The following is a 25,628-nucleotide window of genomic DNA, read 5'->3' as shown; positions in this document are numbered from 1 at the left end:
ATGCGTCGAACGTTATGTTTTTTTCTGGTCTCCTGGCTTTTGCCAAGGCGCTTTGGACTTCAGACAGAATCTTACTGCTGTGTCGGTGCGGTGGGTAACACAACAGTGTTTTTTTAGAGACAAAAATCGGCATGCGTCTGAAATTTCTCTGCTTGCGCCGGCGGTTGCATGCGTGCGATCGGCTACTATCGCCGCGGCCCGTTTTTCCTTTACCGTTCATGACAGACGATGATCACCGACGCCCGTGAGATTCCCGCCGGCACGACGCTGCGCGCGGACCTGTGCATTGTGGGCGCCGGTGCCGCCGGCATTGCGCTCGCGCTCGCGCTGGAGGAGAGCGGGCTCGACGTGATCGTGCTGGAGAGCGGCGGCGATGCGCCCGAGCCCGCCACCCAGCAGCTGTACGCGGGCACGGTGGCGAATGCGGCGCTTCACCCGCCGCCGGACAACTACCGTGTGCGCCGCTTCGGCGGCTCGACCACGCTGTGGGGCGGCCGCTGCATGCCGCTCGACGCGCTCGACTTCGAGGCGCGCGACTACGTCGCGCACAGCGGCTGGCCGATCGCCTTCGCCGATGTGCTGCGCCACTACCCGCAAGCCAACGCGCTGTGCGAAGCGGGCGAATTCGCCTATACGGCCGAAGGCGCGTTCGCCTCGCCGCTGCGCCCGATGATCGGCGGCTATGCCAGCGACGTGTTTTCGACGCACACGCTCGAGCGCTTCAGCTGCCCGACCGATTTCGGTCAGCGTTACCGGGCGCGCCTCGCGAAAGGCCGCGTGCGCGTGCTCCAGCATGCGAACCTGTGCCGCCTGCCGATGCTGGCGGGTCCGACGCGGCGTGTCGGCGCGGCCCAGGTGCGCGTACTGAACACGACGGGCGCGACGGACGCGACGGGCGGCGCAACGTTCGAGGTGGCCGCGCGCGCCTACGTGCTCGCGGCCGGCGGGCTAGAAGTGCCACGCCTGTTGCTCAACAGCCCTGGGCCGAGCGGCCGGGGACTCGGCAACGCCCATGATGCGGTGGGCCGCTATTACATGAGCCATCTTGCGGGCACGATCGGCACGCTCGATCTCGCGGCGGCGCAGTCGGTGTGGCACGGCTACGAGGTGACGGAAGAGGGTATCTATTGCCGCCGCCGCCTCGCGCTGCGCCCGGAGCAGCAAGCCGCGCTGCGCGCGGGCAACTTCATTGCGCGCCTGCATCATCCGCGCATTCCGGACGCCGGGCACGGCAACGGCATCCTCTCCGCGCTGTATCTCGCGCGCGGCATCGTGCCCTACGAATACGCAAAGCGCCTCTACGACGGCACGCCAGAAGGCTATGCGGGCTCCACGCTCGCGCACCTGAATAACGTCGTTGCCGACGCGCCGAACACGGCGCGTTTCCTGTGGCACTGGCTGCGGCGGCGCACGCTGGCCGCGCGCAAGTTCCCCTCGGTGATCGTGCGGCCCGCGAATCTGTGCTTCTCGCTCGACTTCCACGCGGAGCAGGAGCCCAATCCGGCGAGCCGCGTCACGCTCGGCGACGAAACCGATACGCTCGGCCTGCGCCGCATTCATGTGGACTGGCGCTACACGCAACAGGACGTCGCGACCGTGAGCCGTGCGCTCGCCGCGCTCGCGCACGAGGTCGAGCGCGCGGGCGTCGGCCGCTTCAGCTACGACCCCGCGCAGGTCGAAGCCGAAATGACGCGCTACGGCGCCTATGGCGGCCATCACATCGGCACGGCGCGCATGGGGCGAGACGTGCGCACGAGCGTGGTCGATGCCGACTGCCGGCTGCACGAAGCGGACAACGTCTATGTGACGGGCGCCGCGGTGTTCCCGACTTCGGGCCAGGCGAATCCGACCTTGACCATCGTCGCGCTCGCACTGCGGCTCGCCGAACACCTCAAGGGCGCCGCCGATATCGGCGCGCTGTCCGTTCCCACTGCAAACCATTCCGAACCCGCGTGATGAAAGCCCGTATTCTCGTTCTCGGTGCGACCGGCTTTGTCGGCCGCCATCTGGTGAAAGCGCTAAACAGTACCGAATGGGCCGAGCCGGTTGCCGCCTCGCGCAGGCAAGGGAGCGGCTTGCGCCGTGTCGATGCGGCGGACCCCGCGTCGCTCGCCGCCGCGCTGGCCGACGTGGACGGCGTGGTCAACTGCGTGGCAGGTGCGCCGGCGACGATCGTCGCAAATGCGCGTGCGCTGGCTGCCGCGCTGGAGGCACGCGGTGCGCCGCTGCCCGTGGTCCACTTCAGTTCGATGGCGGTGTACGGCGCCGCCGAAGGCCGCATCGACGAAGCAGCCGTGCTCGACGCCGCGAGCCCCTATGGCCATGCCAAGGTCGAGTCGGAACGACTGCTCGCTTCGCTGCCTGCGCTCACGATATTGCGCCCGGGCTGCATTTATGGAGGCGGCAGTCCGCAATGGTCGGCACGCATTGCGCAGCTGCTGCGCGCGCGGCGCCTGGGCGACCTCGGCGCCGCTGGCGACGGTTGCAGCAATCTCGTGCACATCGACGACGTCGTGCAGGCGGCGCTGGCTGCGCTGCGCACGCCGGCTTCGGGCGCACAGGCCTACAACCTGGCGATGGCCCAGGCGCCGCGCTGGAACGAGTACTTCGTCGCGTACGCACGTATTTTGGGGGCGACGCCGGTGGAGCGGATCGGTGCGCGGCGTCTCGCGCTCGAAACGAAGGTGTGGGCGCCTGCGCTGAAGATTGCCGAGATCGCGGGGCGCAAACTGGGCGGTGTGAAGGTGCCGGCGCCGCTGCCGCCTTCGCTCGCGCGGCTGTGGCAACAGGACATCCGGCTCGATGCGCGGCGCGCGGAAAAAGCTTTTGATATGGCGTGGACGCCGTGGCGCGTCGCGCTGCAGGCCGAAGCGTTCGTGGCGGCGGCGTCGCGCACCGACTGAACCGGTTGGGTTAGCCCGGGTGTCGGTTCGTCGACATTTCGGGCTGCGGCGCGCCCGTTATCGTTCGGATTCCTATTAATAGAAATCGCGAAACACTTGGCGGCGAACATTGACCGGTTCAGGTGCGCTGCGAAGGGAGACCGTACGCTCGTGTTGCCATGACTTAGTGGTTCCGGATCGCGGTGCGACGGCTATTCAGCGTCGGCATAAAAAGGCGCGCGTTGCGATCGGCAAATCGGCGAATTGAGGCCATAAAAAAGGCCTGTTCGCGACGCAGACGCACGCGCGCGCCCCATAGAATTTGATCGTAGATGCACTCACGCAGCGTCAGGCGACCGATACCCGTCGGATCGCTTTCCCACATCGGATTTCCGGTTAATTCAGCATGACACGGCTTGCACGGCACTACGTCCCAGAACAACCGCAGCACGTTATCTTGCAGGGGCTCACGGGGCCCGCATTCCTCGACGAAGGAGACTACCTTTACTTCCTCGCCTGCCTGGCGGACGCCGCGCGCGTCGCCGATCTGGCCATCCACGCGTGGGTGCTCATGCCCGACGCGGTGCAGTTCCTTGTCACGCCTTCATACGAATCGAGCGTGGCCATGGCGATGCAGGCGGTTTGCCGCCGCTATGTCGAGACGTTCAACCGCCGCCACGGACGCCGCGGTGCGATGTGGCGTGGCGAGTACCGGGCAACAATCGTTGAACCCGACCGCTATTTCCTGCTCGCGAGCCAGGTCATCGATCATGCGCCGGTGCGCAACCGCCTCGTGGCCGAGCCGGGCAACTACCCGTGGTCGAGCTACACGCACCACGTCGGGCTGCGTGTCGACAGGTTCATCAAGGATCATCCGCTCTACCGGGCGCTCGGCAATACGCCGTTCGAGCGCCACCAGTCTTACCGCGATCTGGGCGCACAGCCTCCAGACGAATGCGAAGTCAACAACCTGATGCAGGCGACGCTCGAGGGCTGGGTGCTCGGCAGCGCCGCCTATTGCGAGTGGGCGGCGCAGACGGCCAACCGGAGGCTGATGCCGCTGCTGCTGCGCGACCGGCCGCCCAGGGTTCGCACGACTAGCGCCCTCGCATGATGAGGCACGACGGGCTCGAAATCACGAGCGCGCGCCTCCTTGCTGGAGGCGCATAATAAGCGCTCGGCGAGTCATCCAGCTATTGTTCACGCGCAGGTGGGAAGTGTGACCCTCCCGTTCTTCACGATCGGCCATTCCGACCGCACCCTCGATGAATTTATCGGGCTATTGAGGGGTGCGGACATCGGCATGCTCGTCGACGTGAGAAAAATGCCCAGGTCGAGAACCAACCCGCAATTCAACGAGGAAACCCTGCCTGCTGCGCTTGCGGCATGCGATATCTCGTATGAACACGAAACCGTACTCGGTGGGCTGCGCGGAAAATCGCGAACCGTATCCGGAGACGTCAATGGCTTCTGGATCAACAGCAGCTTTCATCATTACGCCGACTATGCGCTTTCCGAAGCGTTTCACGCGGGCATCGATCATCTGGTCGAACAGGGGCACGACAGGCGTTGTGCCGTGATGTGCTCGGAAGCCGTGTGGTGGCGGTGTCACCGACGCATCATCGCCGACTATCTGATCGCGCGAGGCGAAACAGTCATACACATCATGAGTGCGCAACGACACGAACCCGCGCGGCTGACGGCGGGTGCGGTCGTTCGACCTGATGGGTCGATCGTCTATCCACCGGTGGACCAGGCGAAAACCTGAATTGCCATCCGGGCGATGTCTACGGCACGCCCGCCTGCCAGGCCCGGAGCGCCAGCATCAACGGCCGCGCCCATCGCAACTGACGGCTAGCCGCCCAGCGCGATGATCGCCACCGTCAGCACGATCCCAAGCAGCGTCATGGCGAAGCCCGCTTTCATCGCGCCCGCGCCGGTGTAGCGTCCTAGCGCAAAACCGGCAGTGAAGAGCATCGCGAGCGTGAGTACGCGTGAGATGACGAGCGCGACTGTGTGATCCCTCACGAGGATAAAGGGCAGCGCGACGGGGAACGTCGATATGACGACGAGCAGAAAAACGCCCAGTGCCCCAAGAAAGTCATCGCGCTTGAAATGCGCGCGAGGTGGCAGCGTAGGCGCCGCAGCGAGGCGCGCGCGAATCAACTCGAGTTCTTCATCGTCGACGAGCGGCTCCAGCGCCTTCGGCAACGCGGCGCGCAACGCCCGCACCGCAGCGGCGCGTTCCGGTTCGCGCTTCACGGTCAAGGCGAGTGTCAGGCGCTGTCCGCGATCCGCGAGTGTGCGGACAAGATACATCACGGCGTCGGCGAGGCCCCAGGCGAGATTGCATCCGAGCGCGGCCAGGAACAGTTTGCGGCCGGCGTCCTCGCCCGCTGTGACGGCCTTGACCGCGCCGACGAACGTCAACGCCATGAACAGGCCAAAGCACAGTTCGGTCACGCGCTCGACCGTATTGAGTATGGGCTCGCGCTTTTCGGCCGCGCTCTGCTGTGTCGGGGTAGTGGTATTCATATGGCCTCTTGCACGAGGAGATGAGCGCTCATGGCGTTCTCTGTCCGGGATCGATGTTGGGAGAAGATACGCGATCGCGCGACACGGCATGCTGCGCCTGCCGCCATGCGGCTAGCGCCTGTTCGAGATTGAGAAACATGCGCTCATGTCCGAGCACGCTGCCGAGCGGCGCTTTCTCGACAACGGCAAACACCTCGGGATTGAGGCCCACGACCCAGACTTCGATCCCACTCTCACGACATTTCCTCTCCGCCTCGGTCAGCATCTTCAATGCTGTGTACTCCACATCGAATACCGCCCGCATATCGAGCGCCATGACCCTGGGGCGCGTCTGGGCGACGAGCGGCATGATCTTGTGCACGATGTTGGAAGCGTTGAGAAAGAAAATTCGCCCCTCGGGACGCAGGAGCAGCAGTCCGGGAAAGTCCTCGTCGTCGGGATGCTCGTCCGAAATCGGCCGGAATACGTTCGTGCCGCGTTTGCGCCGCAGCACGTACACAGGCGGATCGGAGACCTGATGGGCGAGCGCCACGAGCGAAACGACGATGGCGATCAAAATGCCCTTTAGCGTTCCGAGCAGCACGACGCCCACCAGCGCCACGACCGCCCAGACAAACTCGGTACGACGGATAGCGAGGATCGCGCGAAAGTCCGCCGGGTTGAGCAGGCCGATCGAATAGACGATCACCACGGCAGCGAGCGTGGCATGCGGCATGAGACCGATGACGGGCGCGAGCAGCACCATGGTGCCGAGCGTCACGGCCGCGGTGGCGAGTTCGGCCAGTTGGGAATGCGCACCGGCCAGCCGGTTGACGGCCGTCTGGGTCGTCCCGCCGCCCGCGGGCATCGAGCCGAACAGCGCGCCCACCGCGTTGCCCAGACCCGTCGCCAGCAGTTCGCGGTTCGGCAGCGGAACGGGTTCCCCGCTGAGCGCGAATGCGCGCCCTGAAGCAATCGTTTCGGTAAAACTCATCAAGGCGATGCCCACCGCCGCTGGCCAGAGCCCGTCGATCAGCGACAGATCCGGCATCACGAACGAAGGCAGTCCGGTCGGGATCTGGCCGACGATCTCCACGCCGTACCGCTGCACGCCTGCGAAGGCGACACACGCTATCCCGAGCGCCACCGCAATGAGCGGGGCCGGGGACTTCGGATACCAGTGTTCGAGCGCGACCAGCACAGCGATCGTCAGTGCGCCCATTGCAACCGTCGCCATAGACGCATGGGGAAGCCCGGCAGCGAGCGCATACACGTTATGAAAGAACGTTCCTTTCACGACATGAATGCCAATCAGTTTTGGCAATTGATCGAGCACGATGACGACGGCGATGCCGGCCTTGAAACCCGTCAGCACGGGCTCGGAAATGAAGTTCGCGACAAACCCCAGCCTGAGCAAGGCAGCGAGAGCGAGGAAGAGGCCGACGAGCAGCGTGAGCGTAGCGGTCGCGACGGCCAGCTGGGCGGCATTGCCGCCCGGTGCAACCTCAGCGAGCGCGGCCGCGCTCAGGATGGCCAGCGTCGCGCTGGTGCTGACGCTCAACGGCCTCGACGTGCCGAAGAGCGCGTAGATCACCATCGGCACAAACGCCGTGTAGAGTCCGGCCTCGACGGGCAGTCCGGCAACGGTCGCGTAAGCCATCGCTTTGGGCAACACGACAGCCGCCGCCGTGACGCCCGCGACGATGTCGGGCTTGATCCACGATGTCTGGTAGCCGCGAACCCATTCGAGAACGGGGAGACGAAAGCCGGATTTGCGGTGCGACGTGAACTGATCGCGCATGATGCTGTGGCCTCCACGAACGGGAACACTACCGACGCACGCCTACATCGAATGTCTCATCGCTGCCTTCCTGTGGGCTACTGCATTCAACACGCTGAAGCGGAAACTAGACGAATCCCATGTCGTGGATCAATCGACAATCGGACTTTGGTCCTACTGCGGCCAGGGTGACGCGATCCATCACCGTGACGACCGGATTCACCTGCTCGATGCCCGTGCTCTGTGTTCGCCGCGAGCAGTCGCACCGCGCGAGCGCGCCGTAGCGCGGGTTCACGCGGGCAGCGGCACCGGGCGCACCGCCGCATTCGCCGCGATGTCGGCGATTGCGCCGGCGCTGACGGCTCGGCTGTACAAGTGCCTTCGCCACGGCGATGACGGCGAGCGTGATCGCTTCCGTTTCCGTGTCCTGGCCAATCTCGCGCACGAATTCGCGGTCGATCTTGAGGCGATCGACTCGAAAGCGCTTGAGATACCCGAGGCTCGAATAACCCGTGCCGAAATCGTCGATGGCGACGCGCACGCCCATCTCCCGCAGACCGGCCAACGTGCGCGCGGCGAGAGATGCCGCGAATCAGCCCGGTTTCCTCGGCGACCGGAATGAACACCGCCGGCGACACGCTGCCGAGTTCTGCATCGGTCCATCGCAGAAGCGCCTCGGCGCCGATCATCGTGCCCGACGCCATATCGATTTGCGGCTGATACAGCACGGTCAACCCGCCGTTGCGGAACGCCTGGCGCAGGCGCGTCGAAATGCGCAAGCGCGAGGTCGCGGCTTCGCTCAATTCCGGGCGATAGAACTGGTACTGATTGCGGCCGTTCTGCTTGGCCAGATACATCGCGGCGTCGGCATTGCGCACCAGCGCGTCGGCATCGTCGCCGTCGGCGGGGTAGAGGCTGATGCCGATGCTGGCCTCGATGAAGAGTTCGTGACCCGCGACCTGGATCGGTTCCGTCATCGCGGCGAGCAGTGCGTCGAGCAGCGGTTCGAGCAACGGCGCTGCGCCGTCCGCGATGACCATGAATTCGTCGCCGCCATAACGCGCCACCGTCCCGCGCTCGCCGACGACGCGCTCGATGCGCCGCGCGATCTGGGCCAGCAGCGCGTCGCCGATGCGGTGGCCGAGCGAGTCGCCGCCGCCAGTCCCGAACCGAGCAGGAGCGCCGAGGCCATTTGCGAATCACGCGACGCCCGGGTGACCGACCGGTCGAGGTGCGCGTCTTCGTCCATGCGGATCTCGCCGATCTTCTGCATCGTCTGGAAAAAGCGCGCGTCGAGTTCGCCCAGCGACGGCGTATCCATCGTCACGCTGCCCGGCTTGAGCATGGAGTACGTCGCGAGCCGGTTGCTCAGGGCACCCAGATGGCGAATCATGTCCTTCAACTCGTCGAGCAGGGTGATGCAGCGCTCGCGGCCTTCGCAGGTCCGCTGCGCCGCGTTGGCGTTGTCGATGAGCGCCGGAAGCGGACAAATGTAGGCGGCGCGCCGATAGATCCGCGCAACTTGAGGGCAGGCAATCGCTATTTCGCCAGGGCGAATTGGGGGCGCGCGAAGAGCGGCCAGACTGTTCAGGCGCTCAATTGTGCGCAGTCACGTTAAAATCCCGACGCTCAATAAAAATGAAACGTTGAAACAGGTGTAATGCGTATGCGAAGTGGTCTGGATATGCGTCGGGAGGTCCGTACGCCGCTGTTGTTCGCCCCTGTGCTTCTGAACAAGGACGGTAGGGCGCTCGCACAGGTCGCTGACCTTAGCTCGCGCGGGGCGCTCCTGCACGCGCGCAACGGACTGCTCTTCCGGGGAGAGACGGTCTCGGGGTGGCTGCAGTCGGCGCCGATCGACGACGAAGACGACATCGTCCTGGCCGTCGCGCTCGATGTTCGCTGGATCTCCGAGGATCAGGAAAGAGGATGGAGCCGCGTGGGTTGCGAGATGCACCCGCTGGATCAGCGCTCGATGGCCCGTCTGCAGGACCTCATCGCGAAGGCCGCGCCCTAGCCGTTCAACAAGTCACGCCCAGACGCTAAAGTTTGTGTGCCGGCCGCCGAAAATCCCAGCATGGCGCACGAACAACCCAAACCACCGCAAGACGATCCGATCTGGGCAGAAGCACGGGCGCTGGAAGCCAGCATCCGCGCGATCAGACGGGCACAGGGAAAGCGGAATCCCGAAGACTGTGTGCCGGGCAGCCCGGAATCTCTCGCGATCATGGAAGCGTTCGTGCGCGATGTCGGACGCGTGCTCGCGCTCGATATGCTCGAGCGCGAAAAGGGCAATGACATCGATCTGAACGGGGCGAGTTCGGCTGGTTAGACGATTAGCGCAATAAATGATAAACGTTATCATCAGGATTCCAGATTGACATCATGAATGGATTAATCGGTCGAAAGAGATCGCTGCATTCACAACGTCATGGAATAGCCGCGCTGCCCTGATACAACCTGTTACATTGAGTCAAGCGCACGTCCCTCAAGCCTCCCGCGCTCCTGTGGAAGACAACCGAAAGTAATCTTTCACGGCATTTTCTCATTCCGCGACTTATCTCCTCTAGGGCGCTTTCGCGCCCAATTCATAATTCATATCAAGAGGTGAAGAATGAACGCGTTCGGAAAATGGTTTGGAGTCAGGGCAATCGTCAGTGCGAGCGTGCTGGCGTTTGCGAGCATGGCCGCGACAGCGCAGGATCAGGATGGCGATCACAACCAGCGATACACGCACGTTTTGCTGATCAGTGTGGACGGGATGCACGAGGCCGACCTGGAAAACTACATCAAGACACACCCGCAATCCACCTTCGCGAAGCTCGTCAAACACGGTGTCGAGTACACCCACGCATCGACATCCAGGCCTTCCGACTCGTATCCCGGCCTCCTCGCCTTCGCAACCGGCGGCAGCCCGCTGAGCCACGGCGTCTTCTATGACGATACCTACGACGCGACCCTGTACCCGCCGGGCAGCAATTGCACGCGCATACCCGGCACGGAGGTGACCAACTTCGAAGCGCTCGACTGGGATCTCACCCAGCTCGACGGCGGATCGCCGCCCGCGGGAGCCGCGTTCGACCCGCGCAATCCGCACATCAATCCCGCGAAGCTCCCGCTGCGCAAGACGGCCGGCGGCGCCTGCGTGCAGGTCTGGCCGCATCTGTATCTCAAGAACGGCACGAACACGATCTTCGAGATCATTCATCAGGCCGGCATGCGCACCGCCTGGTCGGACAAGCACCCGGCGTACGAGATCGTGAACGGGCCTTCGGGGCTGGGTCTCGACGAACTCTACGCGCCCGAGATCAACTCGACCTCCCTGCAAGCCAATGGCTTTCCGGGTGCGCCCGCGACCGACGACTGGACCGCCGACCCGATCTATACCCGGGCTTATGACGGCTTCAAGGTCAAGGTCGTATTGAACTGGATTCATGGGCTCGATCAGACCGGGACGAAGCAGGTGGGCGTACCCGCGATCTTCGGCATGAACTTTCAGGCGGTGAGCGTCGGACAGAAGGTCACGTCCGCGATGGAAGGCACGACCACGACGCGTGGCGGCTATCTCGATGCAGCCGGGACGCCGACACTGCCGCTCGAGCAGTCGCTCGACTTCGTCGATGCCTCGCTGGGCCAGATGTACGATGCGCTCAAAGCGGGCCATCTCCTGCATTCGACGCTGTTCATCGTCGGCGGCAAACACGGCCAGTCGCCGATCGACCTCAAGAAGCTTCACATGCTGAGCGGTTCGAAGAACGCGTATGCCACCGCCGATGTGAGCGATGTCGCCACCGTGCTTGGCAATGGCGGCGTGCCGGTTGCCCAGGAAACGGCCGACGACGTGTCGCTCATCTGGCTCAAGAACCACGGCGATACGGCCAAGGCGGTCTCGATCCTTGGCGCTGACGAGGCGAGCGGCAATTCCACTCACATCCAGACGCTCTACCACGACGCAGCGCTGAAGGCGATCTGGGGCGATCCTGCCCAGGGCCGTGTCCCCGATCTCATCATTCAGCCGATACCCGGGACGATCTACAGCAAGAGCGCGGCGAAGCTGGCCGAACACGGCGGACTCTACACGGACGATACGAACACGCTGCTGGTGGTCTCCAATCCGAAGCTACAGAAGAATGTCGTCAATACGCCGGTGACCAACATGCAGGTGGCGCCGACCATCCTGAAGGTGCTCGGTCTCGACCCGCACAAGCTGGTAGCCGTTCAGCGTGAAGGCACCCAGGTCCTTCCGGGCCTCCAGACCACGGGGGACGACGACTCGGGCGGCAATTCGCAGCAGTAGCCGCAGCGTGCGCCGACGGTCCCTTTTGGCTTGGGGCCGCCGGCGTGTTGTGAAGATGCGCGTGCGCCGCCGCAACGTTCACGACTGCACGGGTGTGAAGCCGTCGGGACTCCAGTCCTCGCTGCCCACGCCGTGATGGACGTAAAAGAAACCTTCCGGATCGTAGCGATCCTTGATCGTTTTTAGCCGCGCGTAGTTGACGCCCCAAAACGCTTCGCGCCAATCGCTGCGAAAAAAATCGGTCTCCGAAATATAGGAGCCGCTTGCTGGCGATAGCGCCTTGAGAATGGTCGCGGCCTTGGCTATGTTCGCGGCGTTGCGATGTGCCTGCGCCATGTCAGGCGGGGCGATGGGCAGGCCCGGAAAGGGCGGCGGGCCGCCTGTGGCGACGATCACCAGGCCGAAGGCGTCGGCAACTTTGGGGTTGGTGGCACACTGGCGCGCCTGCTCGTTCACCTCCGGCGGCGCGCCCGCGAGTCCCTTGTTGAAATGCAGCTCTACGGCTTGAAACTGAGCCGCCGCCACGAAGGCGTCAACGAGCCGGCCGCGTTGCGCTGGTTCGAGAAGGGCCGCGGGCAGCCATTGCGACTCGTAGGCGTGCAGGAAGGCTGAGGCCTGCTCGCCATCGCCTTGCCACCAGCCATGGTTGTGCGCGGCGCCCGTGCGTGGGTCGGGCACGAGTCCCGGGTTGGCTTCGACGTCCCACCAGCGACGCGCGGGGCCGGCGCCGACGCGAGGTCCCTCGGTGAGGGTGAAATCGCCCGGCGAGGCACGCACCCAATCGATGAAGGACGCCCAGACCGACTTGACCTGATGGTCGTCGAGGCCATGGCACACCGTCGCCACCTCGATCGCGTCGCTGTGAAAGATGAACCGCTCGCCCCATGCAGGGTTGAACAGATTCTCTGTGTAGTGATCGAGCAGTCGTGCAGCGAGCCGGCGGTATGCCTCACGCGATGAAGCCTTGACCTTGAACCTGGCCCAGCCGAAGCTTGCGGGCAGGTCATGGGTCTGTAGCGTGAGCCTCGTCACCACGCCGAAACTGCCGCCGCCGCCCCCTTTGAGCGCCCAGAAAAGATCGGGCTCCCGGCATGCGTTGACCGTGCGGACAATGCCGTCGGCGGTGACGATCTCCGCCTGGAGCAGACTCGCGGCCGCGAGTCCGTAGCGCTTCGAGTAGGAGCCGAAGCCGCCGCCCAGAACGAGGCCGGCAACGCCCACGGTCGTACATCCGCCACCCTGAACGTAGCGTCCCGCCTGCGTCGTGACGGCGGTATAGACGTCGATCCACATGCAGCCTGCCTCCACCGTCACGGCCGGCTGTGGCGGCGTCGGGCAGCCGGCCGGCACGAACGCGTCATGGAGTTCGATGCGGTTCATCCCGCGCGTCCAGATCAGCAGGGAATCCGGCGCGTTCGAGCCGCCAAGGTAACTGTGGCCGCCGCCTTTCACCACGAGGCGCAAGTTGTGTTGGCGCACGAAATTGACGCCCGCGACAACGTCCGCGGTCGAGCGGGCCGCCACTGCGTAGGCGCTTGCGTGCGCCGTCCATGCATCGAGCCAGCCGGAGATCTGGGTGGCGCCAGGATCGTCGCCGAGCGCGAACGGATTGCGCGCTTCCTCGATTCTTGCCAGGCACGCTGGCGCGTGGGGCGCTTGTGCGCAGGTTTGCCAGATCGTGGTGGGTTGCAGCAAATATCCGCCGACCGCCTGGCTTAGTGCCTCCCATTCCGGCGCTTTCGGCCACCCGGGATCGCTGGGCCGGATGCGGCCCGCACGAGCCGCAGCGGGCAGCGCGCCGGCGAAACTCGAGGTAGCGGTGAGGTACGGCAAAGCGACAACCCCCTTTAGCAGGCAGCGTCGTTTCATGACGGCTGTTCTCCTCGCGATAGGTGAACCGGAATGGGCAAGCAGGGTAAAACGATTAGCTATCCCAATTGTGATGCAATGCTGCCCGCTCGCGCGGGCGGGCGCGCAGGCATCCGGGGTCAGCCTTCGCCTCGCCTGGCAGTGGTTGCGTGTCCGGGAAACGGTCCTCGGCTGACGACATCGGGTGCTTGCGTCTCCAGTGTCCGCGATTGCTTACGGCCCTGTCTCCACGGGGAGCGCAGAGGGGTCGGGGTGCTTTTCATGATATCAGCAACGCTGCGCGCCTCAGGGGTACGCAGCATGTCGCTGGTCGAGGCGCTTTTTTGCGTCTCGCTGTCGTCCTGGATCGGTCCCGACGTGCCGTTATTGTTGGTCAGCCGGTGACATTACGCTCGAGGTCGCGAGCGAATTGTTGCTCTTGGGGCCGCGCAAGCAGTTGAAGTCGGCTCCAATCCCGACGATCTAGGCGTCCTGGTTCGCGTCGTTCGCCGCAGCGCGTCCCGGCACGCGCCCGAGCACCCGTCGCCCAAGCAGCGCAAGTGGCAACACGCCCAGCAGCCGGTGCGCCGCCCACGCCGCGAGCGCGCCGTTCACGGCAATCGCCAGCGATGCCGCCGCCGCCGCCCCGACGCTGCCGCCAGGCGGCGCGAGCACGGCGAGGCCCACGAGCAGCATGGCGACCGAGTAGAGGTTGATTCGGTACAGCACGGCAGTGTGCGCGGTCATGCCCAGCAGTTCGGGCATGGCCGTAAAGCATGCCGCGGCGATCTGGCCGAGCGCGAGCACGCGCAGCGCGGCCGCGCTGCCGCCGAAGCCCGGCCCGAACAAGCGTAGCAGGTGTTCGGGAAAGAGCAGCATGCACAGCGCGGCGGGCAACGCGAGGCACAGCACGAGGCCCGCCGCCTGGGCCGCGCTTTTGTCGAGCCCGTGCCGGTCGTTGCGCGCGAAAAGGCCTGCGAACTTCGGCGCGGCCATGCCGGTCACGCCGCTGATCAGCAGATTGATGACGAGCGCGAGCCGCCATGCCAGTGCGAAGAGCCCGGTCTCGCGTGACGAGGCGACGATGCCGAGCACGATGGCGGGCGCCGAGGTGATCAGGAGCTTCGTGAATTCCAGTGTGAAGAGCGGCAAACCCGCCTTGAGCAAGCGCGGCGGTTCGGCTCGCGCTTGTGCGCCGGCGGGCACGCCGGCAAGAAAACGCTTGAGCAGGCACGCGCCGGTCAGCGCGGTCAGCGTGAAGCTGGCGGCGATCAGCATGAGCGTGCTGGCGACGCTCATGCCGCGCGTCAATCCGAGCGGGATGGCGACGGCGCAGAAGATCGCGGGCCAGAGCCAGGAATAGATCATCTGGCTGTAGCCCACGCGCTGGAGTCCGGCAAGCGCCCCCGCCATTGCCGCGCCGAGATTTTGCGGGATGAACGAGAGCGCGCCGAGCGCGAGCGGCCAGGCGAGTTCGGGCTTCTTCAGCACGTCGTGCGCGAAGGCGAACGCGCCCGCGCCAAGCGCGATCGACATGGCCGTGGAGGCGAGCAGCACCAGCCACAGCGCGCGGCGGATGGTCGGCCGCACGGCGCGCGCCTCGCCCGCCGCGAGGTCCATCGCGATCTGCCGCGTCAGCGACTGGTCGATGCCGAGACGCCCGAAGCCCGCGAGCGCCACCATTGTGCTGAACACGATATAGAAGTCGCCCGTCTGCACCACGCCCAGCATGGCGGCGATCAGCAGATGGAAACCGTAGCGGCTCGGCAGGTCGAGCAGGCGCACGCCGAGGCTCACGAGCGAGCCCCGGATCATCGAGCCGTCGTTCTGGCGCGCGGGCATTTGCGCCGGGTGCTGGGTTTCAGTGGCTTCACTCATGCCGCGCCTGGGCGCCGCGCAGTACGAACAGCGTCACGCTCTGCGCGGGCAGGCTCGCGCGCAGCGTGCTGTCCTGGTAGCGCGCGTCGGGCATGCGGAACAGCTGGTTGTTCGCGAGCCGCCAGGTTTCGGCCACGCCGCTGGCCGCGAAATGATCGAGCGTGACGGCGGCGTCGGCGGGGCGGTCCAGTTGCTTGTTGATGACCACGAGCGTCAGCGCGTGGTCGCGTTCGCGCAAGGCGGCGAACGCGGAAACGGTGTCCGGGTCGGGCACGCTCGCGGCAATGCTGGTCGCACCGAACGCCGCGCCGTTGCCGTCGTAGTTGCGGTAGAGCTTGAATGCCTTGTACACCGGCATCGAAGGATCGAGCGTGCCCCAGCGCGTGGCGATGTCCAGCCCCTCGCGGCCGAAAATGCCGAGCACGTCGGCCTGGGCCGTCGCGCCGTTCATCAGCGTGTCGCCGCCCCAGTTGTATTCCGTGATGCCGATGGGCGTGCCCGGGTAGTAGTACGAATCGACCCAGCGGCGCATCAGCGGAATCAGCGCCACGACGCTGTTGATCCACGTGGGGTCCTTGTAGTTCGGGTCCCACAGGTCGCGCGTGGAGCGGTTGCGCATGAGCGCGACGGCCTGCGAGTTCGTCACGCCCGCTTCGGCATATTCGCCGCCCTGCGGGTAGAAGTGCAGGCTGAACACATCGACCGGATGGCCCGCTGCTTTCCATTGCGTGAGGAGCCACGGCACGTACGGCATGCCCTGGGTTTCGCCTGTGCGGTCGGGCGCGTGATCGAGGCCGTGGTCCGCTGCGTACTGCTGGTCGAAGCCGCTGTAGAAATAGCCCTGCCAGCCCCATTCTTCCGGCGCGACGATCTGCGCGTGCGGATCCGCCGCCTTCACGGCGCGCGAATAGGCGATCACCTGGCTGGCGATTTCGCTCGCATGCGCGCCCGTGGGATGCACGTCGCGGTGAATCAGCTGCCAAAGGCTCGGCTCGTTGTCGAGCGCGTAGTAACGCACGCCGCCGCCACTTGCGCCGCCAAATTGCTTGACCAGATCCGCGACGCGCGCCTGCTCGTTTTGCGGGTCGTCGGGCGTCGAGGCGTCGTTCGTGTCGTTGCCGGCGATCGGCTTGTCGCCGGGCGCCAGGCCGTTGCCGGCGTCGGCGTGGCCATTCACGTCGTGATTCGGTTGCGGACCGTATTTGGCGATCGAGAAGCTCGCGAGCGTCTCGCGCCCCGGCCCGAGTTTCGCCACCCGGCCGAGCATCGGAATGGTCACGATGGGCGTGGCGCCCGCCGCCTGGGTGAGCGCGACGAAGCGCTCGCCGAACTGGTCGTTGATATCGGCGGGATTGACGGCCAGGCTCTCGAAATACCAGTCCTTGCCCGCGTTGCGTGCGTCGATGCGCCAGTTATAGGCCGAGGCGCTGTTGCCGCCGGAGCGGTTGACCGGCGCGCGCAGGTCTTGCAGGACGGCCGTCGTGCCGAAGTTGATGCCGTAAATCAGCGGGCTGATGGGGTGCCGGCCGGCGCCGGCATCTACCGAGATGGCCACCGGCAAGGGCGTGCCCGAGGTCGCGTCGGTGCAGGCTGCCGCGCCCGACATGAGCAGCGCGCCGACCAGCAGCGTATGCAGGTTGGGGCGCTTGATGCGCTTAAAGCGAGGCATGGTGAACCTGCAGATCGGCATGGTCGTCGTGTTCGCTGTCCAGCTCGCCCACGCGCCAGACGTACGCGAAGATTGCGAGAATGACCGCGGTCTCGCCTGGCGTGAGGGTAGGCGGGTAAAAGAATGAAATGAGCAGGACGTAGACGAGATAGTCGAACAGTGCGCCGAGAAAATCGTCATCGACCTTCTTGCGCAGGCGCCGGTAGAACACGATACCGCGCAGCTGGAAGAACAGGATGATGAGCGCACCGATCAAGCCGTACTCGAACACGATGCCGAGCCACGTAATGTCGGCGAGGAAGAAAAAGTGGTGAAAGTAGTCGATCAGGTTGTCCTTGCTGGTCGAGCTGATCGTGCCCACCCCGAAGAGCCAGCGCATCGGTTCGCTGCCGAGGAACTTCGTGGCGAGCAGGATGGTGATGCGGCGCGTGTCGAAGCCCGTGCTCGCGTCGGTGCTGAAGGTCGTGGCGAGGTAGCCCGCCGAGAACATGGCGGCGAGCGCGACGGGCGCGGCGAGCAGCAGCAGAACGCGCGTGCGCATGCGCGACCAGGCAAAGGTGTTGATGACGAGCACGCCCATGATGCCGATAACCATGGCGCGCGTCTTGACGATCAGCAGCGTGACCGCGAACGCGACGACCACGCCGAACAGATAGCCCGCATGCTTTTCGAAAAAGGCGCGCCGGTAGCAGAAGAACAGCAGGATGAGCGGGAAATACATCGACATGCGGATGCGATGGCCGCGGTTGTCGCTGCTGAAAAAGGGCGACTGGCCGATCACATACGACTCCTGGTACCAGTCGGAGGGCACCACGGCCCAGAGCACGATCAGCACCGCGAGAATGACGACGCCCAGCACCACGAAACCGCGCTCCAGCTCGCCGAGCGTGGGCTTGAGCGTGAGGAGCAGCGCGAGAAACGAGAAGAAGTACAGGACGGGCAGCAGTTTCACCTGCGCCGTGATGCTCGTGAAAAAACCCTCGTGGAAATAGAACACGGCGGCGAAGCTCGGCACCAGCAAGAGCCACGCGAAGCTGATGAGGATTTGCCGCGTCATGGGAAAACGCGGTTCGCCGCCCAGACGCAGCACGCCGGGCAGCGAAATGACCGGCAGCGCTTTCGAGAGCGCCCAGAGCGGCACGAGCGTGCTCAGGTAGTGGAAGGTCTGCCCAAAGAGCGGCAAGAGCGCGAGCAGCCACCACGTGACCCGCCACCTGGCGGGCTCGCTCGAAAAGACCGGGGCAAGCCCGGTGGTCGTGGTGGCGGTTTCCATCGCAGTTGATTCGTTTGCCCGGACGTTGCAAACCGTCGGGCGGCATGGGTTCGCTGAGCAGGCTTAGTAAGTCGCGGGGTTGTTCGAGATCGTGTAGTCGAAGCCCCGCTGGAACGGAATGACCTTGTCGATGTACTGATCGACCCACTGGTCGACTTCGGCGATCGAGGACTTCGGCACGAAGATCGTGTCGGTGGCCTGCAGAATGACGTCCTGCGTCGGGTCGCCGCGATGCGTGAGCGCGTCGATATCGATCGTGCGCAGCATCGGGCGGCCATCGGGGCTGCGGCGAATCAGGACGACTTCGTTGGTGCGCGCCGTGTCGAGCAAGCCCTGCGCGGCGGCGATGGCCTGCAGCACGCTCATGCCCGTGTGCAGCGCGATTTCGCCGGGGCGCGCGACCTGGCCGGCCACGTAGATCCTGGCGGCCGACTGCACGATGGAGACCGAAGCGTGCGCGTTCTTCGCCATGCCGTTGGCGGCGAGCGCCTTGTTGATGGCGTCGCCGAGCTGGGCGACCGTGAGGCCCGCCGCCGGGATCGTGCCCGCGAACGGCATCGTCAGGCCGCCGTCCGGCGCGACCGAACCGCGAAAGTTCAGCTCGGCATTGAAGGGCATGACGACCGAAAGGTCGTCGCCGGGTTCGATGCGATAGACGCCGGGCGTGGCTTGCGACCACGCGGCGAACTGCGCGCGCTGCTGGAATTGCGGTTCCACCCAGGTCTGGGTGCAGGCGGTAAGCGTCAGCAGCCCGAGGACGCAGGCTGGTCGGAGTATGTTCATCGGGCGCGTGGGTGAAGCGGTGGCTTGCGGTTCCTGATCTCTTGTCAAGTAACGGCAGGAATTGCCGTTAATGAAGGGTGGAACTCACACGATTTTTTCGCGGATGTCAGTTTAACGCGACATCCTGGATGTTTTCTTACGTATTATATGCGCCGTCGAATCTTTACTGTTGGCCCGGAACCGCACCTGTATGGTTATTACTACTAGAACAAGGCCTGAAAGGAAGGCGGCTGTTGTCGAACTGACGGTCCGGGATTATCTCAACACCTTTTTCTATTATCGCAAGATTGCAACAGCGGTATTTCTTGCCGTTGTGGCGATCGGCGTGGCGGTCGCGCTGCTGGTGCCCATGCCTTACCGGGCGCAGTCGACGCTGCTCGTACTCCTTGCAGGATATTACGACCAGTCGAACAACCCGAATGGCGGCGCCGCGGTGCAGCCCGCCATTGGCCAGCTCGACGGCGTCGAAGCGCAAATCCTCAGCAGCCCGGAACTGCACCGCGACGTCGTGATTGCGAAACTGGGGCCGAACGCAAGCGAACACGAAATCGACAGCCATTTGCAGGAATTCGAGCATCGGCTGCATATCGAGCAGAACGATCTCGCGAGCACCATCAACCTCACGTATTACGACGCCGATCCCAAGGAAGCGGCCGATGCGCTTTCGCGTCTGCTCGACACGTACTTCCGCCGGCGCGCGACGATTTTCACGTCGGGCCGAGTCGATTTCCTGACCGGCCAGCGCGACGAAGTCGCAAGGCAACTGAAAAAAGCCGATGCCGACCTGCTCGCGTTCCAGAAGACGCACGGCATCGTCAATATCGACGACCAGACCTCGCGCGCCGTGCTGCTCGAAAGCCAGCTGGTTCAACAAAAGCTCGAAAACGACACGTCGCTCGCGCAGCATCGCGGCGAACTGAAGTCGGAGCAGGCGTCCTCGAAGGGGGTGAAGGCGACGATTCCGATCTTCACCGACGATTCCGAAGCCGCTCACGCGCTCGACACGATGCAGCTTTCGCTGATGCAGCTCGAAGCGCGCCGCGCCGATTTCGCCTCGCGCTACATGGATAGCTCGCCGTTCGTGCAGCAGCTCGATCAGCAGATTGCCGACATGCACGCGAGCATCGCGCGGCGCAAGGCGCAAATGGCCACGGCCACGCGCTACGGCCACAACGATTACTACGACGTGGTGCAAGGGCGGCTGGCCGCGCTCAATGCCGGCATCGCGGGCGAAACCGCACGCCAGCAGACGCTCGAAGATCAGATCAAGGACACGCGCGCGAAGCTGCGGAGCTTGAGCGATATTTCCAGCCAGATGCGCCAGCTGCAGGCAACGCGTGACATTCTGGCCGACAGCTTCAAGGACCGTTCGCGCCAGGTCGAGCTGGCGAAGATCCAGCAGGGGCAGGTGAGCCAGGTGAACAGCACGAACGTGCGCGTGATCCAGGCGCCGTTCCCGCCATCGCAGCGCAGCGTGTCGGCCAGCCTCATCATTTCGGCGAGCGTGGCGGCGGGTCTCCTGATTTCCGCGCTCGTCGTGCTCGTCATGGCGAGCCTGCGCGAGACCTTCCTGAGTCCGGAGCAGGTGGAGCGCTCGCTGCTGCTGCCGGTGTTGAACGCGCCAGTGATGCTCGGTGGCGGCGCGCGCCGCCCCGGCGCCGCGGGGGCTTCCGCCGACGCGGTCAAGGCGGCCGGCCGGCCCGCGCATATGGCGTATGGCCGCATGATCGCGGCCATCAACGCGAGCACGGACTCGCCCGCCAAGGTCGTCATGGCGCTTTCGTTCGGCAAGAACGACGGGCTGCTTTCGGTGATTCGCGGCCTCGCCGTCGAACTGGAGCACCGCACGACCAAGCCGGTCCTCATTCTCGACATGGCCTCCAGCGCCGACGCGCCGCTTTATGGGCCGCCGAACGCGCAGGGCCTGCTGACCTGGTCGGGGCATAGCGGGCAGAGCCGTGCGGCGAGCGCGGCGCCCGCGGAGATCGCGGCGTCGAGCGGCCTCGTGTTCGAGAGCGTCGAGCGGCACAACATCGTCGTCGCGCGGCCGGAAAGCGGCACGTTCCCGACTTCGTGGCAGCAGACCACGACCCTCTTCGACGCGCTGCGCGAGACGCACGACTACATCGTCGTGCATGCGCCGCCCGCTAGCCAGTCGTTCGCCGGCATTGAAAACGCGGCGCTGGCGGACGCAACGGTCATGGCGGTGCGCGCAGAGGTTTCGCGCAAGCCTGTGGTCCTCGGCCTGAAAACGCAGTTGCTCGACGCGGGCGGCAGGCTGATCGGCATCGCGCTGACGCATCGGCGCGGCTACATCCCGAACTTCATTTATCGATTCTTCTAACATTCGGGACCTGACTGCCATGCACCAGATCAGCGCCATCCTGCCGGTCAAAACGCGGGGACGGCACTACGCCGACAACATTGGCCGTTGCGACATCCTCTTCTCGTCGCTGCGTCACTTCACGACGCCCAAAACGTTTCACCGTTTCGTGATCGTCGTGCCGCACGACGAACTCGAAGAGGTCAAAGGCTATGCGAAGGCGTGGTCCGATTTCCCCATCGAAGTGGTCGACGAATCGCTGTACATGGGCATTTTTGCGGAGTTCTCGCAGCGTCACCAGATCCGCAATTGGCACCGGCAGCAAATCATCAAGCTGAATGCGCCCGAATGGATCGAAACCGAGTATTTCCTCGTGCTCGACCCCGACTGTTTCGCCACGCATCGCTTCAGCGCGGATACGCTGATTCTCGACGGCCGTGCGCTCACGCATGTGCAGCCGCGCACGGTGGAGCCGTATTACTGGGAGGCTTCGGCGAAGCTGCTGAATATCGATCCGCAACTCACGCGCGACGGCATCTGGTGGACGCCGGCGATTTTGTCGCGCACGCTATGCCTGAGCCTGCAACAGCGCCTCGCGGCGCTGCACGGCACCGACTGGCGGCGCGTGCTGCTCGCCAACTACGCGCTCGACTGGACCGAATACACGCTTTACTGGCTCAACGCGGAAAACGAAGGGCTGCTGGAGCAGTACCACACGGGCCCGAAACCGGGCCAGCGCGCGCTGCACGCCGACGAAAGCGTATGGTTTGCCGACAAGATGGAAGGCTGGAGCGAGGCCCGCCATCTCGCGCCGGAAAGCGACGGCATGTTCGCCGTGGTCCAGAGCAACACGCACATCTCGCCACAGCGCGTGGTGGAAAAGCTTGTGCCGTATTTCCCGATCACGCTGCAGCCTTACGAGCGCCATATCGACCCCGCGCTCAAGGGCGCCGAGCTTTATTCGGCCGTGGCGCGCCGCGGGCTCAAGCTGTTGAACAAGCTGCGCGGTTAAGCGAGCCGTTGCGCCTGCAACGAGTCTGCAACGACGCCGGGCGCCGCGTTTACCGCCCCGGTTGCAGCTGGCCCCAGCTCACGAGGATGGCCTGAATGCTGCGCGCGTAGGTATCGCGCTCGTGCGGCGACTCCGAGTGGTACGCGCCAATGGCGCGCCACGTGTTGCCGTATCGCACCATCTTTTGCTTGAGCAGCCAGGCGGCCACGAAGATATTCACGCACGGGTCAGTGAGGGCGCCGTGCGGAATGCCCTCGCGCGAAAGCTCCGAAAAGTGGATCGAGTTGATCTGTGCTTGCCCGACGTCGATCGAGCCGTTCGCATTGCGATTGATGGCCGCCGCGTCGCCTTTCGATTCACGCCACGCCACCGCGCGCAGCACGAGCGGATTCACGCCCTGGTAGGCGCCGGCCTTTTCGAAGCATTCATCGGCGGGCGGCGCGGCATGTGCGGCCGTTGCGCCGAGCGCCGCGAGGCTCATGAACGCGACCCACGCGCGCATGACTCGCGATCCGAACTGGCGCAGGGCGTTGGTCTTCTGCATCGGTCGAAGCTCCGGGTTGGGCGTCACTGCGCGACGTCACTGCGCGAGAGCGGAATCGAGTTGCTGCTCGATGTCCTTGAGGTAGGCGCGCGAAGTGTCAGAGACGACGAGGCGCGGCGTGGGCATGGCGCAGTGGCAATCGCGCTGACGCGTCTTCTTCTTGCTGTGCGAAGACGAATGCGGCGCGGGAACCTCGTCGTCGTCGCCGGTTGCGGGCGGCAGCATGGCGAGTGTGGGCAGCGGCGGATAAACCTTGTCGGCGGCGGGCGTGGCGGCAGTGGCAACGATGGTGGCAGTGGCCGGCGCGCCGGCGGCGGGTTGGCCCGCCCAGGCGGCGCTACAAAAGCCGAGTGCGACGGCGAGAACGATCGGACGCATCGTGTCAGCTCCCCGCATGCAACGGCTCGATCGAGACGCTGTACGTCTGATTCGCGCCGGCCGTCAGGTTTTCGAGCGTGGGCTTGGGCCCTTGCGCGGGCACGCCCCGCCAGATGGCCTGATTGATGTACTTGAGGTCCTGGCCGAGGGCCGTCACGCGGATCACGGTGGGCTGCTTCTGCGCAGCGGCGAGCGCGCCCGCCTTGGCGAGCACCGCGCTCAGTTGCGGGTCGTGCGCGCCCAGCGCATCGGCGGGAATGTCGAACTTCATGATGACGTTCGACACGGCGGGCTTCCCGGTCTGTGCCGTGGTGGGCGGCTGCAGTTGCGCGCAGCCTGTCACAACCATTACGGCAAGTAAAAGCAAAACGCGCGTCACGGCCGGGTCTCCAAAAATTCGTGGCGATGTACGCGTTTTCGGCCTCGCGCGCGCGGACTTGATACCCGGGCGGCAAACGTTTGCCAAAAAGAAAGACTTCGCTCGCGCAATGCCGCTTCCCGGAAGGTTGCTCGCGCGCGATCGTGTGTTCGGGCAGGGAACTGCCTCCCCGATCTTGAGGGCAAATGCGCCGCGCATGCGGCGAATAGATATGAAGAATGCCGGACGGCAGCGCGGCACCGGCCCAGGTGCCGCGCGCCGGCGCTCGTTAATTGAGCTTGCCGAGCACCGCCGTGAACTCATCCTTGCTCAAGGCGCGCAGCGTTTGCGTGCGGATATTGCCGAGCGACCCGAGCGCGAGGCCGAACGCCATGAAGCTTTGCTCGTCGGGCGCTTCGATGACCGTGACGATGTCGTATTTCCCGAGCGTCCAGTAGATCTGCTTCATTTCACAGCCGAAAGTTTTGGCGAGTTCCGCTGCCTGACCGGCCCGTTGCGCGCTGTTCTTGACAGCGCGGATACCCTGGTCGGTGAACTGCGCGAGCACCACATAAGTCGACATGACGATTCCCCTTACGATGACATCGAAACGTTGATTACTGGCTCCCCTCGGCCGACCCTTCGGGCCGGATGTTCTGGTTGTGGCGGAAAAGATTGTGCGGGTCGTAACGCGTCTTGACGGCGACGAGACGGCTCATGTTCGGACCATAGGCCGCCTCGATGCGCGTGCGTTCGTCGTCGGTGAGGAAGTTCACGTAGACGCTGCCGAGCGCATAGGGCGCGGAAGCCTCGAAGAAGCCGCGCGCCCAGGCGACGCAGCGTTCGTCGTCGGCGGGATCGGTCCAGCGGCCGTGCACGTTCATGACGTAGAGCGCGTCGCGATTCGGATAGGCCATCGCATCGGGCGCGACGCGCAGCGTCGCGCCGCCGATTTGCCCGAAGAATATTTCGCACTCGGGCGAGGGCAGCGTGGCGATGGCGTCGATCAGCGTGTCGATGAGACCGTCGGGCAACGTGGCCAGATTGTGCGATTTCCAGTAGTTGCGCGCGCCCGGCGTGAGGAGCGGATCGAATGCCTGCTGCCACGCGGCGTAGGGCATTGGCCCGAGATGTTCGCCACAAGGCTTGCCGAAGCGCCGCACCGCGTCCACCGCGTTCGGCCCGTTTTCCGGCGGCCCCGAATAGCAGATCGCGAACACGATGACCGGCTTGCCGTGCACCTCGGGCGGCAGAAAAGGCAGCGGCGGTGCGAGACGCGACACGCTCCACACGGTCAGGTCTTCGGGCATCGCATTGACCGCCTCGCGATATAGCGTCAGCGCTTCTTTCGCGGCGTCGAACGGCAGCACGACCAGGCCGCCGTAGATCTCGGGGCCGAGAGGGTGAAGCGCGAATTCGAACATCGTCACCACGCCGAAGTTGCCGCCGCCGCCGCGTAGCGCCCAGAAGAGGTCGGTGTTTTCTTCGGCGCTCGCGCGCAGCAGATTGCCGTCGGCGGTCACGACGTCGGCGGCGACGAGGTTGTCGACCGACATGCCGAAGCGCCGGCTCAGCCAGCCGAAGCCGCCGCCGAGCGTGAGACCCGCCACGCCCGTCGTCGAATTGATGCCAAGCGGCGTGGCGAGGCCGAACGCCTGCGCTTCGTGGTCGAAGTCGTGCAGCGTGGCGCCTGGCTCCACATACGCACGGCGCGTGGCGGGCTCGACTCTGACCGACTTCATCAGCGAGAGATCGATCACGATGCCGCCGTCGCATAGCGCGCTGCCCGCGATATTGTGGCCGCCGCCGCGCACGGCGAGCGGCAGCCCGGATTCACGCGCGAGCGCCACAGCCTGGCGCACGTCGGCGCAACCCCGGCAGCGCACGATGAGCGCGGGACGGCGCTCGATCATCGCGTTCCAGATTTGCCGGGCTTCTTCGTAGGCCGCGTCGCCGGGTTGCAGGGCTTCGCCGCGCAGCGCGCTTTTCAGCGTGGCGATGGATTCGCTCGACAGGCTTGACATGGCACACCTCTCAATTCAACGGATCGGATAAACGCGCGCCAACAGCTGGGCGGGCGTTTTCATGG

23 protein-coding genes and 1 pseudogene are annotated in these 25,628 nt (G+C 65.0%); 9 read left to right on the top strand and 15 right to left on the bottom strand.

The genetic code is table 11. The annotated features are described in order from the left end of the window. The first annotated feature begins 228 nt into the window (after positions 1-228). Positions 229-1,956 carry an FAD-dependent oxidoreductase gene (locus M3A49_RS28335; protein ID WP_266231981.1) on the top strand — a complete coding sequence of 576 codons (1,728 nt, stop codon included), beginning with the start codon at positions 229-231 and terminating at the stop codon, positions 1,954-1,956. After that, positions 1,956-2,903, top strand: a complete 948-nt coding sequence (locus tag M3A49_RS28330) for an NAD-dependent epimerase/dehydratase family protein (protein WP_254356489.1) — start codon at positions 1,956-1,958, stop codon at positions 2,901-2,903. Before M3A49_RS28335 ends, M3A49_RS28330 begins: the two co-directional genes overlap by 1 nt. Positions 2,904-3,066: 163 nt before the next feature. Here M3A49_RS28330 and M3A49_RS28325 read toward each other — a convergent pair whose 3' ends face one another. Continuing rightward, positions 3,067-3,267, bottom strand: a complete 201-nt coding sequence (locus M3A49_RS28325) for a hypothetical protein (RefSeq protein ID WP_266231980.1) — start codon at positions 3,265-3,267, stop codon at positions 3,067-3,069. Between the two features lie 21 nt (positions 3,268-3,288). Between M3A49_RS28325 and M3A49_RS28320 the strand changes: the two genes are divergently transcribed. Both M3A49_RS28320 and M3A49_RS28315 read left to right on the top strand, forming a co-directional pair. Then, complete coding sequence (locus M3A49_RS28320; RefSeq protein ID WP_266231979.1) at positions 3,289-3,996, top strand: transposase; 708 nt, start codon at positions 3,289-3,291, stop codon at positions 3,994-3,996. A 105-nt stretch (positions 3,997-4,101) separates the two neighbouring features. Further along, positions 4,102-4,650, top strand: coding sequence for a DUF488 family protein (locus M3A49_RS28315; RefSeq protein ID WP_254356515.1), 549 nt, complete (start codon positions 4,102-4,104; stop codon positions 4,648-4,650). 86 nt (positions 4,651-4,736) lie between these two features. Here M3A49_RS28315 and M3A49_RS28310 read toward each other — a convergent pair whose 3' ends face one another. The 4 genes and pseudogenes from M3A49_RS28310 to M3A49_RS42745 all read right to left on the bottom strand — a co-directional run. Beyond that, on the bottom strand, positions 4,737-5,417 hold the full coding sequence (locus M3A49_RS28310; protein ID WP_266231978.1) for a VIT1/CCC1 transporter family protein: 681 nt from the start codon (positions 5,415-5,417) through the stop codon (positions 4,737-4,739). 28 nt (positions 5,418-5,445) lie between these two features. Beyond that, positions 5,446-7,197 carry a SulP family inorganic anion transporter gene (locus M3A49_RS28305; RefSeq protein WP_266231977.1) on the bottom strand — a complete coding sequence of 584 codons (1,752 nt, stop codon included), beginning with the start codon at positions 7,195-7,197 and terminating at the stop codon, positions 5,446-5,448. Between the two features lie 106 nt (positions 7,198-7,303). Next, on the bottom strand, positions 7,304-7,717 hold the full coding sequence (locus tag M3A49_RS28300) for an EAL domain-containing protein (protein ID WP_266231975.1): 414 nt from the start codon (positions 7,715-7,717) through the stop codon (positions 7,304-7,306). A 94-nt stretch (positions 7,718-7,811) separates the two neighbouring features. After that, positions 7,812-8,273, bottom strand: a pseudogene (locus tag M3A49_RS42745) (diguanylate cyclase domain-containing protein); the annotation flags it as partial. Positions 8,274-8,842: 569 nt separating this feature from the next. On the opposite strand from M3A49_RS42745, the gene M3A49_RS28290 reads away from it, so the two are divergent. The 3 genes from M3A49_RS28290 to M3A49_RS28280 all read left to right on the top strand — a co-directional run bounded on the left by M3A49_RS28290 (position 8,843) and on the right by M3A49_RS28280 (position 11,473). Continuing rightward, the gene (locus M3A49_RS28290) at positions 8,843-9,193 is read left to right on the top strand and encodes a PilZ domain-containing protein (protein WP_254356483.1); all 351 of its coding nucleotides are present in this window, start codon (positions 8,843-8,845) and stop codon (positions 9,191-9,193) included. A gap of 60 nt (positions 9,194-9,253) precedes the next feature. After that, entirely contained in the window at positions 9,254-9,508 is a 255-nt protein-coding gene (locus M3A49_RS28285) for a hypothetical protein (RefSeq protein WP_254356482.1), read from the top strand. A 282-nt stretch (positions 9,509-9,790) separates the two neighbouring features. Continuing rightward, positions 9,791-11,473, top strand: coding sequence for an alkaline phosphatase family protein (locus M3A49_RS28280; protein WP_266231973.1), 1,683 nt, complete (start codon positions 9,791-9,793; stop codon positions 11,471-11,473). A gap of 78 nt (positions 11,474-11,551) precedes the next feature. On the opposite strand, the gene M3A49_RS28275 is transcribed toward M3A49_RS28280, so the two are convergent. The 5 genes from M3A49_RS28275 to M3A49_RS28255 form a co-directional block, all read right to left on the bottom strand. Beyond that, positions 11,552-13,342, bottom strand: a complete 1,791-nt coding sequence (locus M3A49_RS28275; RefSeq protein WP_266231972.1) for an FAD-dependent oxidoreductase — start codon at positions 13,340-13,342, stop codon at positions 11,552-11,554. A gap of 462 nt (positions 13,343-13,804) precedes the next feature. Further along, positions 13,805-15,199, bottom strand: a complete 1,395-nt coding sequence (locus M3A49_RS28270) for a lipopolysaccharide biosynthesis protein (protein ID WP_266231971.1) — start codon at positions 15,197-15,199, stop codon at positions 13,805-13,807. After that, positions 15,192-16,868, bottom strand: coding sequence for a glycoside hydrolase family 44 protein (locus M3A49_RS28265; protein ID WP_266231970.1), 1,677 nt, complete (start codon positions 16,866-16,868; stop codon positions 15,192-15,194). The genes M3A49_RS28270 and M3A49_RS28265 overlap by 8 nt, the downstream gene beginning before the upstream one ends. Next, entirely contained in the window at positions 16,855-18,141 is a 1,287-nt protein-coding gene (locus tag M3A49_RS28260) for a hypothetical protein (protein ID WP_266231969.1), read from the bottom strand. Before M3A49_RS28260 ends, M3A49_RS28265 begins: the two co-directional genes overlap by 14 nt. 63 nt (positions 18,142-18,204) lie before the next feature. After that, positions 18,205-18,924, bottom strand: a complete 720-nt coding sequence (locus M3A49_RS28255) for a polysaccharide biosynthesis/export family protein (protein WP_266231968.1) — start codon at positions 18,922-18,924, stop codon at positions 18,205-18,207. A gap of 190 nt (positions 18,925-19,114) precedes the next feature. Here M3A49_RS28255 and M3A49_RS28250 point away from each other — a divergent pair, with 190 nt between their 5' ends. After that, positions 19,115-21,268: a GumC family protein gene (locus tag M3A49_RS28250; protein ID WP_266231967.1), complete on the top strand. Its 2,154-nt coding sequence runs from the start codon at positions 19,115-19,117 to the stop codon at positions 21,266-21,268. 19 nt (positions 21,269-21,287) lie between these two features. Beyond that, on the top strand, positions 21,288-22,259 hold the full coding sequence (locus M3A49_RS28245) for a DUF6492 family protein (RefSeq protein WP_254356473.1): 972 nt from the start codon (positions 21,288-21,290) through the stop codon (positions 22,257-22,259). A 49-nt stretch (positions 22,260-22,308) separates the two neighbouring features. Here the strand turns inward: M3A49_RS28245 and M3A49_RS28240 are convergent, their stop codons facing one another. The 5 genes from M3A49_RS28240 to M3A49_RS28220 all read right to left on the bottom strand — a co-directional run bounded on the left by M3A49_RS28240 (position 22,309) and on the right by M3A49_RS28220 (position 25,563). Next, positions 22,309-22,740, bottom strand: a complete 432-nt coding sequence (locus M3A49_RS28240; protein WP_266232104.1) for a lytic transglycosylase domain-containing protein — start codon at positions 22,738-22,740, stop codon at positions 22,309-22,311. Positions 22,741-22,839: 99 nt separating this feature from the next. After that, positions 22,840-23,181, bottom strand: a complete 342-nt coding sequence (locus tag M3A49_RS28235; RefSeq protein WP_254356472.1) for a hypothetical protein — start codon at positions 23,179-23,181, stop codon at positions 22,840-22,842. A 4-nt stretch (positions 23,182-23,185) separates the two neighbouring features. Continuing rightward, positions 23,186-23,560, bottom strand: coding sequence for a hypothetical protein (locus M3A49_RS28230; RefSeq protein ID WP_266231966.1), 375 nt, complete (start codon positions 23,558-23,560; stop codon positions 23,186-23,188). Between the two features lie 268 nt (positions 23,561-23,828). Continuing rightward, positions 23,829-24,122: a GYD domain-containing protein gene (locus M3A49_RS28225; RefSeq protein ID WP_254340811.1), complete on the bottom strand. Its 294-nt coding sequence runs from the start codon at positions 24,120-24,122 to the stop codon at positions 23,829-23,831. Between the two features lie 34 nt (positions 24,123-24,156). Then, positions 24,157-25,563 (bottom strand): FAD-binding oxidoreductase, encoded by a 1,407-nt coding sequence (locus M3A49_RS28220; protein WP_266231965.1) that lies wholly within the window; start codon positions 25,561-25,563, stop codon positions 24,157-24,159. Between the last annotated feature and the right edge of the window lie 65 nt (positions 25,564-25,628).

This window comes from Paraburkholderia sp. CNPSo 3076 (assembly GCF_026343935.1).
Taxonomy (GTDB): domain Bacteria; phylum Pseudomonadota; class Gammaproteobacteria; order Burkholderiales; family Burkholderiaceae; genus Paraburkholderia; species Paraburkholderia nodosa.
The sequence above is the reverse complement of the archived record's forward strand: the minus strand, read 5'-3'. Positions and strand labels throughout refer to the sequence as shown.